Below are 12,877 nucleotides of genomic sequence, written 5' to 3' on the forward strand. Positions count from 1 at the left end.
CCTGATCCGGGTGGCTCCGGGCGCGACAGCGACCCCGGGGCCGCACTACATTGGCCGCCAGGAAACAAGAACGGGGAGCCGGCCATGAGCGCGGTGCAGCCTTGGATGGTCGTCGTCGGGACGCTGGCCGGAATGGCCGTCGGGGGCGCGCTCGCGAGCGCGTGGTGGTGGAGCAAGCTCAAGCGCGCGCGGCGCCTGATCGATCGCATCGAGTCCTCGCGGCTGCTGCTCAATGAACAGACCACGCAGGCGCGCCGCCAGATCGAGCGCCAGCAGATGGAGCTGGGTGAACTGCGCATGGTCGCCGAGCGCCTGCGCCGCAAGGCGGCCCAGGCCGCGGCGTCCGGCGAGTCGGTCGACGGCCCTGAATCGATCCTCCCGCTGGAGGCCGGCGTGCCGGTGAGCGGCCCCGCGCCGCTGGCGGGCTTCCGTCCGATCGAGAAGCCGCGTGCGCCCGTGCCGACGGTCGCCAGCGTCGACGCGGCGCTGGAGCGCCAGGAACGCGCCCGCGAGCGGGCCGCCGAGGGCGGCTTCGCCCGCACCGAGATCCAGGACGACGACGGCCCCCATTCGCGCGGCTTCATGCCGACGCAGCTCGACAAGCCGTTCTGAGCAAGCCGTTCTGAGCGGGCGGCCGCGCCGGCGCCATCCCCACGCGCGATCCACGCGATTCGCGCGATCCGCTCGATCCCCGCGCCACCTGCGCGACACCCCACCTCCGCACTTCTCCCGTAGCGCCCTGTCACAGCAGAGACAAGCGGCGCGCGTCGGCGCTGCCTAGAATCGAACGATCGTTCTTTTCGTCCCGGTGTCCGAGGAGACCCCCGACCGGCGGCGACGCGTTTCCCCCCACTGGAAGGAACACACATGGGTGCCAGCTACGAAGTCCGCGGCCAGGTCGCGGTGATCACGCTCAACAATCCGCCGGTCAACGGCCTGGGCCATGCCACGCGCCTGGCGGTCGCCGAGGGCGTCGAGCAGGCCGAGAACGATCCCGCCATCAAGGCCATCGTCATCACCGGTGCCGGCAAGGCCTTCTCCGGCGGCGCCGACATCCGCGAGTTCGGTTCGCCCAAGGCGCTGGCCGAGCCCAACCTGGGCTCGCTGATCACCCGTGTCGAGTCCTGCACCAAGCCGGTCGTCGCCGCGATCCACAGCGTCGCCATGGGCGGCGGCCTGGAGCTGGCGCTGGGCTGCCACTACCGCGTCACCGCGCCCGGCGCCAAGATCGCGCTGCCCGAGGTCAAGCTGGGCCTGCTGCCCGGCGCCGGCGGCACGCAGCGCCTGCCGCGCGCGCTGGGCGTCGAGCCCGCGCTCAACATGATCGTCAGCGGCGAGCCGGTGGTCAGCGAGCAGCTCGCGCAGGTGCCCGGCCAGGTGCTGTTCCAGAAGCTCATCGACGGCGACCTGATCGACAGCGCCGTCCAGTTCGCGATGGAGATCGCCGACAAGCGCCCGCTGCCGCGCGTGCGCGACATCAAGGCGCAGCATCCCGAGGCGCAGGCCTACTTCCAGTTCGCGCGCAATACCGTCGGCGCGATGTCCAAGAACTTCCCGGCGCCGCTGCAGTGCGTGGAGACCGTCGCCAACGCGGTCTCGATGAAGTTCGAGGACGGCATGCGCGCCGAGCGCGAGGCCTTCCAGCAGCTGATGCTGACGCCCGAGTCCAAGGCGCTGCGCCATGCCTTCTTCGCCGAGCGCGCCGCCTCCAAGATCCCCGACGTGCCCGAGGACACGCCGCTGCGCCGCGTCGACAAGGTCGCCATCATCGGCGCCGGCACGATGGGCGGCGGCATCGCGATGAACTTCCTCAACGCCGGCATCCCGGTGACGATCCTCGAGATGAAGCAGGAGGCGCTGGACCGCGGCATCGCCACCATCCGCAAGAACTACGAGGCGCAGGTCAAGAAGGGCAAGCTCAAGGAGGACCGCTACGCGCAGCGCATGGCCCTGCTGGACACCACGCTGAACTACGGCGACATCGGCTCGGCCGACCTGGTCATCGAGGCCGTCTTCGAGGACATCGGCGTCAAGGAGCAGGTCTTCCGCCAGCTCGACGAGGTGATGAAGCCCGGCGCGATCCTGGCCTCCAACACCTCGACGCTGGACGTCGACAAGATCGCCGCCTTCACCAAGCGGCCGCAGGACGTCATCGGCACCCACTTCTTCAGCCCGGCCAACGTGATGAAGCTGCTGGAGGTGGTGCGCGGCGCGGCCACCGCCAAGGACGTGCTCGCCACCGTGATGGCGCTGGGCAAGAAGATCCGCAAGACCTGCGTCGTGTCGGGCGTGTGCGACGGTTTCATCGGCAACCGCATGATCGAGCAGTACAGCCGCCAGGCCGGTTTCCTGCTCGAGGAAGGCTGCACGCCGCAGCAGGTCGACAAGGCGATGGAGCGCTTCGGCTTCGCGATGGGCCCGTTCCGCATGGGCGACCTGGCCGGCAACGACGTGGGCTGGTACATCCGCAAGCGCCGCTACCAGGAGAAGCCGGACCTGCGCTACTCCAGGACCGCCGACCTGCTGTGCGAGATGGGCCGCTTCGGCCAGAAGACCGGCGCCGGCTGGTACGACTACCTGCCGGGCAAGCGCGACGCGATCCCGTCGAAGACCGTGCTGGAGATGATCGACATGCACCGCTCGGCGCTGGGCATCACGCCGCGCAAGATCAGCGACGAGGAGATCGTGCACCGCCTGGTCTACGCGCTGGTCAACGAAGGCGCGCGCATCCTGGAGGAGGGCATCGCGCTGCGCGCCTCCGACATCGACATGGTCTACCTCACCGGCTACGGCTTCCCGCTGTGGCGCGGCGGTCCGATGTGCTACGCCGACACGGTCGGTCTTTACAACGTCGTGCAGGCGATGAAGCGTTTCGCGCGCAACCCGCATGACGACGCGAAGTTCTGGGAACCGGCTCCGCTGCTCAAGCGCCTGGCCGACCAGGGCAAGGGCTTCAACGACTGACCCCGCGGACGCGAACAGGAGCAACAGAATGAGCAAGGCATTGATCGTTTCCACGGCCCGCACCCCGCTCGCCAAGAGCTGGAAGGGGTCCTTCAACATGACCCACGGCGCGACCCTGGGCGGGCATGTGGTCCGCGCCGCGCTGGAACGCGCCGGCATCGAGGGCGGCGAGGTCGAGGATGTGCTGATGGGCTGCGCCACGCCCGAGGGCGCCACCGGCGGCAACATCGCGCGCCAGATCGCGCTGCGCGCCGGGCTGCCGGTGACCGTGTCCGGACAGACCATCAACCGGTTCTGCTCCAGCGGCCTGCAGACCATCGCGACCGCGTCGCAGCGCATCATCGCGGGCGAGGGCGAGGTGTTCGTGGCCGGCGGCGTGGAGAGCATCTCCTGCGTGCAGAACGAGGCCAACCGCCACATGGGCCATGAGAGCTGGCTGTCGGCGCACAAGCCCGAGATCTACTGGTCCATGCTGCAGACGGCCGAGAACGTCGCGCAGCGCTACAAGATCCCCAAGGAGCGCATGGACCGCTACGGCGCGGCCAGCCAGCAGAAGGCCTGCGCCGCGCAGGCCGAAGGCCTGTTCAACGCCGAGATCGTGCCGATCACCGTGATGGCCGGCGTCGCCGACAAGGTGCGCGGGATGATGACCCGCGAGGTCACCGTCTCCGTCGACGAGGGCCTGCGGGTGGGCACCACCTACGAGAGCATCAAGGACATCCGCACCGCGCTGCCCGGCGGCGTGGTCACCGCGGGCAATGCCAGCCAGTTCAGCGACGGCGCCGGCGCCTGCGCGATCGTCAGCGAGTCCTATGCGTCGAAGAAGGGCCTCACGCCGCTGGGCCGCTTCCTGGGCTTCGCGGTGGCAGGCTGCGAGCCCGACGAGATGGGCATCGGCCCCGTCTTCGCCGTGCCCAAGGTGCTGGCGCGCCTGGGCTTGAAGGTCTCCGACATCGACCTGTGGGAGCTCAACGAGGCCTTCGCCGTGCAGGTGCTGTACTGCGCGGACAAGCTGGGCATCCCGATGGACCGGCTCAACGTCAACGGCGGCGCGATCGCGATCGGCCATCCCTACGGCGTGTCGGGCCAGCGCCTGACCGGCCATGCGCTGATCGAGGGCAAGCGCCGCGGCGCCAAGCGCGTCTGCGTGACGATGTGCATCGGCGGCGGCATGGGCGCCGCGGGGGTCTTTGAAGTGCTCTGACGAGCACCCCCCTACCGGCTGACGCCGGCCCCCTCAGGGGGCGAGCCCGAGGGCCCGGCAGAGCCGGATCCCCGGGCTCCGCTTGAGATGTCGGCGGGCTGCGCCCCGCCTCCTTCGTGAGGTGCGCTCATGCGCCAGACCCTGGACTTCCTGCTGTACCGCTGGCTGAAGGTCGACCGACTGTCGGCTCGCGAGCGCTTCTCGGAGCACTCGCGGGAGACCTTCGATGCGGTGCTCGACACCTGCGAGAAGATCGCCCGCGAGAAGTTCGCACCGTTCAACCGCCTCGCCGACACCGAGGAGCCGCGCTTCGACGGCGAGCGCGTTCATCTGCCCGCGGCGACGCACGAAGCGCTCGCGGCCTATGTCGGGTCCGGCATGCTGGCCGCCGCGCAGGACTACGAGCACGGCGGCATGCAACTGCCCTGCGTCGTCGAGATGGCCGCCAACTGCTTCTTCAGCAAGGCCAGCGTGGCCATGGGCGGCTACGCAATGCTCACCAACGGCAACGCCAACCTGCTGATGGCGCACGGCACGCCGGCGCAGCGCGAGGTCTTCGCGATGAACGAGTTCAGCGGGCGCTGGTTCGGGACCATGTGCCTGTCGGAGCCGCAGGCGGGCTCGTCGCTGTCGGACGTCGCGACCCGCGCCGAGCCCGATGGCGACGGCTTCCAGGCCGATCCGCTGGGACCGCGCTACCGGCTGACCGGCAACAAGATGTGGATCTCCGGCGGCGAGCACGAGCTCACCGAGAACATCGTCCACCTGGTGCTCGCGAAGATCCCCGGCCCCGATGGCAAGCCGCTGCCCGGGACGAAGGGCATCTCGCTGTTCATCGTGCCCAAGCACCTCGTCGACACGGACGCCCGCCTGACCGGCGAGCGCAACGACGTGACGCTCGCGGGCCTGAACCACAAGCTCGGCTATCGCGGCACGACGAACTGCCTGCTCAACTTCGGCGAGGGCCGCCACACGCCGGGCGGTCGGCGCGGCGCGATCGGTTACCTCGTCGGCCAGCCGGGCGAGGGCCTGCGCTGCATGTTCCACATGATGAATGAGGCCCGCATCGGCGTCGGCCTCGGCGCGGTGATGCTGGGCTATGCCGGCTACGAGGCCAGCCTCGATTACGCGCGCCAGCGCCCGCAGGGCCGGCCGATGACGGCGGCCGGCAAGGACGCGGCCCAGCCGCAGCGGCCGATCATCGAGCACGCCGACGTCAAGCGCATGCTGCTGGCGCAGAAGAGCTATGTCGAGGGCGGGCTGGCGCTGGAGCTGTTCTGCGCGCGTCTCGTCGACGAGCAGCACACCGGCAGCGCCGACGAGTCCGCGGCCGCGAAGCGGCTGCTGGAGGTGCTCATCCCCATCGCCAAGAGCTGGCCCAGCGAGTGGTGCCTGGAGGCCAACTCGCTGGCGATCCAGGTGCTGGGGGGCTACGGCTACACCCGCGATTTCCCGGTGGAGCAGTACTGGCGCGACAACCGCCTGAACATGATCCACGAGGGCACGCACGGCATCCAGGCGCTGGACCTGCTGGGCCGCAAGGTGGTGATGGACGGCGGCCAGGCGCTGATGGCGCTGGCCACGCGCATCAGCGACACCGCGCAGCGCGCCGGCCAGGTGCCGGGGCTGGCGGAGGCCGCCAATGAACTCGGCGCGGCGCTGGCCGCGGTCGGCGGCGCGACGAAGAAGGCCTGGTCCACCGGGGAGCCGGAGGAGGCGCTGGCCAATGCCACGCCCTACCTGCAGGCCTTCGGGCACGCGGTGCTGGCGTGGATCTGGCTGGACGTGGTGCTCGCGCTCGAAGGGCGGGACGACGACTTCGCCCAGGGCAAGCGCGCCGCGCAGCGCTATTTCTTCGCCTACGAGTTGCCCAAGGTCACGGCCTGGCTGGGCGTGGTCGCGCGGCGCGAGGCGCTCACGCGCGAGATGCGCGACGCCTGGTTCTGAGCGCCGCCGCCGCCGACCGGCCGGGCGATCAACGACGACATCGACATCGACGACGACATCAACGACCTCAAGACATCAAGGAGACGACGATGAGCAGCAAGGTGCAGGACCTCTTCGACCTGAGCGGCCAGGTGGCGCTGGTGACCGGTGGCTCGCGCGGGCTGGGTTTGCAGATCGCCGAGGCGCTGGGCGAGGCCGGCGCGACGCTGATGCTGAGCTCGCGCAAGGCGGCCGACCTCGAGGAGGCCGCGGCGCACCTGAAGGCGCGCGGCATCGACGCGCAATGGATCGCCGCCGACGCGTCCGATGAGGCGCAGGCGCGCGGCATCGTCGAGCAGACGATGGCCAGGCTCGGCAAGATCGACATCCTCGTGAACAACGCCGGCGCCACCTGGGGCGCGCCGGCCGAGGACCATCCGGTCGAGGCCTGGGACAAGGTGATGGACCTGAACATCCGCAGCCTGTTCGTGATGAGCCAGGAAGTGGCGCGGCGCAGCATGATCCCGCGCAAGTCGGGCCGCATCATCAACGTGGCCTCGATCGCGGGCCTGGGCGGCAACAGCGGGATGATGAAGACCATCGCCTACAACACCAGCAAGGGCGCGGCGGTGAACTTCACCCGCGCGCTGGCCGGCGAGTGGGGCGTGCACGGCATCACCGTCAACGCGCTGGCGCCGGGCTTCTTCCCGAGCAAGATGACCAAGGGCCTGATGGCCGCGATCGGCGAGGACAAGCTCGCCGAGCACGCGCCGCTCAAGCGCATCGGCGATGATGAGGACCTCAAGGGCGCCGCCCTGCTGTTCGCGAGCCGCGCCGGAAAGCACATCACCGGGCAGATCCTCGCCGTCGACGGTGGCGTCTCCGCCGTCCACGGCAGCTGAATGGCTCCGCCCCCTACGCGCATCGCGCGCTGTGATTCGAGGTTGTCGTGACTGAAGAGCCGCCGCTGAAATTTCCCGTCCACATCCCCTTCGTCCAGCAGCTGGGCTTCGAGCTCGTGCGCATCGACGAGGGTGAGGCGGAGCTGCGGGTCGACATCCGCGAGCTCCACCTGAACTCGTGGGAGGTGGCGCACGGCGGCGTGCTGATGACGCTGCTGGACGTGGCCATGGCCCATGCGGCGCGCAGCGCCCACCGCGACCAGCCGGGCTTCGGCCCCGGCGTGGTGACGGTGGAGATGAAGACCAGCTTCATGCGCCCCGGCGAGGGCGCGCTGCGCGCGGTGGGCCGGCTGCTGCACCGCTCGACGACGATGGCCTTCTGCGACGGCTCGGTCTACGGCGAGGACGGCCGGCTCTGCGCCCATTCCACCGGCACCTTCAAGTACCTCAAGGCGCTGCCCGGCAAGGGCCGCAGCCTCAAGGCGCTGCAGCGCACCGAGGGCTGAGCGCCCGACGGCCCGGCGGCGATCCCCGTTCAACCGACCCCTTCCGATTTCCCGCTCACGAGGAGAAACGCATGAGCACGACGAACCGCCAGATCCTGCTGGCCTCCCGCCCCACCGGTGAACCCGGCACCGACAACTTCAAGCTGGTCAGCACGCCGGTGCCGACCGTGGCCGACGGCCAGGTGCTGGTGCGCAACCATTACCTCAGCCTGGATCCCTACATGCGCGGCCGCATGAACGAGGGCAAGAGCTACGCGACGCCGCAGCCGCTGGGCGAGGTGATGATCGGCGGCACCGTCGGCGAGGTCGTTGAATCCCGCAACGCGCACTTCGCGGTGGGCGACAAGGTCGTGGGCATGGGCGGCTGGCAGGAGTACCAGCTGGTCGACGCCAACCAGCGCGGCGTGCTGCAGAAGGTGGACACGACCCACGTGCCGCTGTCGGCCTACCTGGGCGCGGTCGGCATGCCCGGCGTGACCGGCTGGTACGGGCTGGTGAAGATCATCGATCCGAAGCCGGGCGAGACCGTCGTCGTCAGCGCCGCCAGCGGCGCGGTGGGCGGCGCGGTCGGCCAGCTGGCCAAGGTCCGCGGCGCGCGCGCGGTCGGCATCGCCGGCGGCGCGGACAAGTGCCGCTATGTCGTCGAGGAACTCGGCTTCGACGCCTGCATCGACTACAAGCAGCATGGCGACGTGAAGTCGCTGTCCGCCGCGCTGAAGGGGGAGTGCCCGGACGGCATCGACGGCTACTTCGAGAACGTCGGCGGCATGATCCTCGACGCCGTGATGCACCGCGCCAACCCGTTCAGCCGCGTCGCCATGTGCGGCATGATCGCCGGCTACAACGGCGAGCCGATCCCGATGAGCGCGCCGCAGCTGATCCTGGTGAACCGGATGAAGATCGAGGGCTTCATCGTCTCCGAGCACATGGCCGTCTGGCCCGAGGCGCTCAAGGAGCTTGGCACCCTGGTGGCCACCGGCAAGCTCAAGTACCGCGAGAGCGTCGCGCAAGGCCTGGACAGCGCGCCCGAGGCCTTCCTGGGCCTGCTCAAGGGCCGCAACTTCGGCAAGCAGCTGGTGAAGCTGATCTGATGGCCGGGCCGCGCTGGATCTGCCAGTCCTTCGACGAGCTGGGCACGCGCGGCCTGTACCGCGCGCTGCGCCTGCGCTCGGAGGTGTTCGTCATCGAGCAGCGTTGCGTCTACCTCGATCCGGACGGGCTGGACGAGCACGCCTGGCACCTGCAGGGGTTGGCCCCGGGCGCCGAGGGCGCCGATGGCATCCATGGCGCCGAGGTGCTCGTCGCCTACGCGCGCCTGCTGCCGCCTGAGATCGGCAACGGCAGCGCGCGCATCGGTCGCGTGATCACCGCGCAGGCGGCGCGCGGCGGCGGCCTGGGCCGCGCGCTGATGAGCCAGGCGGTGGCCGAGTGCCAGCGGCTGTGGCCGGGCCGGCCGATCGAGCTCGGCGCCCAGGCCCACCTGCGCGACTTCTACGGCAGCTTCGGCTTCCATGCGATCTCGGACGTCTATGACGAGGACGGGATTCCCCACGTCGACATGCGCCGCGACGCCGCCGCCTGACGCGGGCTGACGCGGCCGCACCCCCTGACCCAGGAGTGTTCCCATGAGCGATCTGATCCTGCATCACTACAGCAGCTCCCCGTTCGCCGAGAAGGCGCGCTTGATGCTGGGCCTGAAGGGCCTGGCCTGGCAGTCGGTGACGGTGCCGATGATGCTGCCCAAGCCCGACGTGGTGGCGCTGACCGGCGGCTATCGCCGCACGCCCTTCCTCCAGGTCGGCGCCGACATCTACTGCGACACGGCGCTGATCGCCGAGGTGCTGGAGGCGCGGCAGCCGTCGCCCAGTCTGTTCCCGGCCGCGGTGGCCGGCCAGGCGCGCATGCTGGCGCAGTGGGCCGACACCGACCTGTTCTGGACCGCGCTGCCCTATGCGATGCAGCCGGCTGGCGCGACGGCGCTGTTCGCCGGGGCGCCGCCGGACATGCTCAAGCTGTTCGTCGCCGACCGCAAGGCGATGAGCGAGGGCATGCCCCAGGTGCGAGGTGCCGACGCCGGCGCCGCGCTGACGCAGTACCTGGGCTGGCTGTCGCAGATGCTGGCCGACGGCCGGCCCTGGCTGCTCGGCGACGCGCCGTGCATCGCCGACCTGAGCGTCTACCACCCGCTCTGGTTCGTCACCAGGACCGGGCCGCTCGCCGACATCCTGGCGCCGCATGAGGCCCTGCGCGCCTGGATGGGCCGCGTGGCCGCGATCGGCCATGGCGAGCGGGCCGGCAAGCTCGACGGCGCGGAGGCGATCGCGCTGGCGCGGACCTCGCGGCCGCAGCCGATGCAGGTCGAGCCCGGGTTGGGCTTCGAAGCGGGCCAGCCGGTGACGGTCACGCCCTACGACTACGCCCGCGACGCGGTCGCCGGCACGCTGGTCGGCCTGAGCTGCCGCACGGTGACGGTGGCGCGCGAGGACGAGCGCGCCGGCCGCGTGCAGGTCCACTTCCCGCGCATCCGCTACACGCTGAAGCAGGCGTAGCCCGTTCGGCCCGGTCGGCGACCTCACAACGATCCAGAAGGAGACAAGCGCATGAAGGACTACCAAGGCAAGACGGCGGTGATCACCGGCGCGGGCTCGGGCTTCGGCCTGGAGGTCGCGCGGCTCGCGGCGGCCCGGGGCATGAACCTGGTGCTGTGCGACGTGCAGCAGGACGCGCTCGACAAGGCCGCGTCGGAGTTCGCGGCCCATCCGGTGCTGGCGCGGCGCGTGGACGTCGCCAAGGCCGACCAGATGGAGGCGCTGGCCGCCGCGGTGCAGGAGCGTTTCGGCGCGCCGAATTTCGTGTTCAACAACGCCGGCGTCGGCTCCGGCGGGTTGATCTGGGAGAACGCGCTGGCGGACTGGGACTGGGTCCTGGGCGTCAACCTGATGGGCGTGGTGCACGGCGTGCGCCTGTTCACGCCGATGATGCTGGCCGCCGCGGCCAAGGACCCGGCCTGGCAGGGGCACATCGTCAACACGGCGTCGATGGCCGGCATGCTGAATCCGCCCAACATGGGCGTCTACAACGTGTCCAAGCACGCGGTGGTGTCGCTCAGCGAGACGCTGTACCAGGACCTGGCGCTGGTCACCGACCAGGTACGCGCCTCGGTGCTGTGCCCCTACTTCGTGCCGACCGGCATCACGCAGAGCCACCGCAACCGGCCGGGCGAACTGGGCGCCGACAAGCCCACCCGCAGCCAGCTGATCTCGCAGGCGATGACCGACAAGGCGGTCAGCGCCGGCAAGCTGACGGCGGCGGACGTGGCGCGCATGGTGTTCGAGGCCATGGACGAGGAGCGCTTCTACATCTTCAGCCACCCGCAGGCGCTCAAGGCCGTGCAGACGCGGTTGGAGGACGTGATGCAGCTGCGCAATCCGACCGACCCGTTCCAGGACAAGCCGGAGATCGGCGCGCGGCTGCGGGAGTCGCTGCGCGGCTGAGGGCCTGGGCAGCCCGAACGGCCCCTGACAGATCTGACAGGGACCACCCCTGGATGCGGGAGCGCCGGGACCCTGCGGCGAAGAGGCCGGGCCCACAATCCGCCCGTGGTCCCGCATTTCCTTCCCCGATGCCTGCGCGCGCCGCCGCGCCTGCTGCCGATGCTGGCGGTGGTGGTCGCGGCGTGGCTGGCGCTGGCGGGGCAGGGCCATGCCGACCCGCGCGACTGGCTCACCGCCGAGGAACGCGCCTGGGTGGCGCAGCATCCGGTGCTGCGCGTGGGCGGCTCGGCGAGCTACGGCCCCTTCACCTACGTCGATGAGGACGGGCACATTACCGGCCTGTCGCTGGACTACGCGCGGCGCCTGTCGGAGCTGACCGGGCTGCGTTTCGAGTTCCAGCCGCCGCAGACCTTCGCCGAGAACCTGGACGACCTGGCCAGCGGCGAGCTCGACGTGCAGATGTCGATGCGCGAGACGCCCGAGCGGGCGCAGCGCTTCGGCTTCACGCGGCCCTACATCACGGTGCCGGCGGTGCTGATACGGCGCGCCGGCGCGAGCGGCGACCCGCTGCGGCCCGGCGAGCCGGTGGCGGTGGCGCGCGGCTACGCGGTGGCGGAGTTCCTGCGGGACCGCTACGCGACCAATCCCCTGCAGGTGGAGATCGACGACCGCACCGTGCTGCGCCGGCTGGCCGGCGGCGAGGTCGGCGCCGCGGTGATGGACCTGGCCGGCGCGACCTACCTGATGCGGCGCGACGGCATCGGCAACCTGCGGGTGGTGGAGGACATCGGCTTCGCCTACGGGCTGGGCATCGGCTACCGGCGCGACTGGCCGATGCTGGGCCGCATCCTGGACAAGGCGCTGACGCGCATCGGCGACGACGAGCGGCAGGCGATCGCGGACCGCTGGATCACGCAGGACACGGCGGCGATGCGCTGGCAGCGCCGGGCGCTGTGGGGCGGCGGGGTCGCGCTGGCGCTGGTGCTGCTGGGGCTGGGCCTCACGCTGCTCTGGAACCGGGCGTTGCAGCGCCAGGTGCGGCTGCGTGGCGAGCTGCTGCAGCGCGAGCTCGGCGAGCGCATGCGGCTGCAGGACGCCGACCGGGCCCGCGAGCTGGCCGAGGTGACCAGCCGCACCAAGAGCGAGTTCCTCTCCCAGGCCAGCCATGAGCTGCGCACGCCGCTCAACGCGGTGCTGGGCTTCAGCCAGCTGCTGGCGCACGATCCGCAGCGGCCGCTCGACGAGACGCAGCGCGCGCGCCTGCGGCACATCGACGAGGCGGCCAAGCACCTGCTGGTGCTGATCGAGGACATGATGACGCTGTCGCGGGTCGAGGCGAACACGCTGACCGTGCAGTCGCTGCCGCTGCAGGCCGGGCCGCTGCTGCGGCGGGTGGTGGAGCTGGCGCAGCCGGCGGCGCAGGCCGCGGGCGTGGACCTGCGGATCGGCCTGACGCCGGAGGAGGACAGCACGCTGCCGATGGTCCAGGCCGATCCCATCCGGCTCGAGCAGGTGCTGCACAACCTGATCTCCAACGCGATCAAGTACAACCGGCGCGGCGGCTGGGTCCAGGTGCGCGCGAGCGCGGAGCCGCGCGGCTTCCGCATCGAGGTGGAGGACAACGGCATCGGCCTGAGCGTCGAGCAGCGGGCGCAGCTCTTCCAGCCCTTCAACCGGCTCGGGCGCGAGGAGCAGCCCGGCCATGGCATCGGGCTGGTGATCTGCAAGCAGCTGATGGACCGGATGGGCGGGCGCATCCTGGTCGACAGCGAGACCGGGCAGGGGTCCCGGTTCACGCTGGAGCTGCCGGCGGTGCCGGGCGTGGCCTGACAACGCCCGCACCACCGCACCGCCGCACCGCCGCGCCACTGCGCCACCGCA

Annotated in this window: 11 protein-coding genes; all 11 read left to right on the forward strand. The window is 70.7% G+C overall.

Features of this window, described 5'->3' with window-relative positions; translation table 11 throughout:
* The first annotated feature begins 84 nt into the window (after nucleotides 1-84).
* On the forward strand, nucleotides 85-612 hold the full coding sequence (locus FHT37_RS00735) for a hypothetical protein (RefSeq protein ID WP_091722589.1): 528 nt from the start codon (nucleotides 85-87) through the stop codon (nucleotides 610-612).
* A gap of 255 nt (nucleotides 613-867) precedes the next feature.
* Nucleotides 868-2,964 carry a 3-hydroxyacyl-CoA dehydrogenase NAD-binding domain-containing protein gene (locus FHT37_RS00740; protein WP_183478495.1) on the forward strand — a complete coding sequence of 699 codons (2,097 nt, stop codon included), beginning with the start codon at nucleotides 868-870 and terminating at the stop codon, nucleotides 2,962-2,964.
* A 28-nt stretch (nucleotides 2,965-2,992) separates the two neighbouring features.
* The gene (locus FHT37_RS00745; protein WP_183478496.1) at nucleotides 2,993-4,168 is read left to right on the forward strand and encodes an acetyl-CoA C-acyltransferase; all 1,176 of its coding nucleotides are present in this window, start codon (nucleotides 2,993-2,995) and stop codon (nucleotides 4,166-4,168) included.
* A 129-nt stretch (nucleotides 4,169-4,297) separates the two neighbouring features.
* Nucleotides 4,298-6,115: an acyl-CoA dehydrogenase gene (locus tag FHT37_RS00750; protein WP_183478497.1), complete on the forward strand. Its 1,818-nt coding sequence runs from the start codon at nucleotides 4,298-4,300 to the stop codon at nucleotides 6,113-6,115.
* 89 nt (nucleotides 6,116-6,204) lie between these two features.
* A complete protein-coding gene (locus FHT37_RS00755; protein ID WP_091722601.1) occupies nucleotides 6,205-6,996 on the forward strand; it encodes an SDR family oxidoreductase in 792 nt (263 codons plus the stop codon).
* A 47-nt stretch (nucleotides 6,997-7,043) separates the two neighbouring features.
* Nucleotides 7,044-7,502, forward strand: coding sequence for a PaaI family thioesterase (locus FHT37_RS00760; protein ID WP_254783204.1), 459 nt, complete (start codon nucleotides 7,044-7,046; stop codon nucleotides 7,500-7,502).
* Nucleotides 7,503-7,573: 71 nt separating this feature from the next.
* Complete coding sequence (locus tag FHT37_RS00765) at nucleotides 7,574-8,593, forward strand: NADP-dependent oxidoreductase (protein WP_091722604.1); 1,020 nt, start codon at nucleotides 7,574-7,576, stop codon at nucleotides 8,591-8,593.
* Nucleotides 8,593-9,084, forward strand: coding sequence for a GNAT family N-acetyltransferase (locus FHT37_RS00770; RefSeq protein ID WP_183478498.1), 492 nt, complete (start codon nucleotides 8,593-8,595; stop codon nucleotides 9,082-9,084). The genes FHT37_RS00765 and FHT37_RS00770 overlap by 1 nt, the downstream gene beginning before the upstream one ends.
* Before the next feature lie 43 nt (nucleotides 9,085-9,127).
* Entirely contained in the window at nucleotides 9,128-10,051 is a 924-nt protein-coding gene (locus FHT37_RS00775; protein WP_091722610.1) for a glutathione S-transferase family protein, read from the forward strand.
* 51 nt (nucleotides 10,052-10,102) lie between these two features.
* Nucleotides 10,103-10,996 (forward strand): SDR family oxidoreductase, encoded by an 894-nt coding sequence (locus tag FHT37_RS00780; protein WP_183478499.1) that lies wholly within the window; start codon nucleotides 10,103-10,105, stop codon nucleotides 10,994-10,996.
* Between the two features lie 105 nt (nucleotides 10,997-11,101).
* The gene (locus tag FHT37_RS00785; RefSeq protein ID WP_183478500.1) at nucleotides 11,102-12,826 is read left to right on the forward strand and encodes an ATP-binding protein; all 1,725 of its coding nucleotides are present in this window, start codon (nucleotides 11,102-11,104) and stop codon (nucleotides 12,824-12,826) included.
* Nucleotides 12,827-12,877: the final 51 nt, after the last annotated feature.

This window comes from Mitsuaria sp. BK037 (assembly GCF_014193045.1).
Lineage (GTDB): Bacteria > Pseudomonadota > Gammaproteobacteria > Burkholderiales > Burkholderiaceae_C > Roseateles.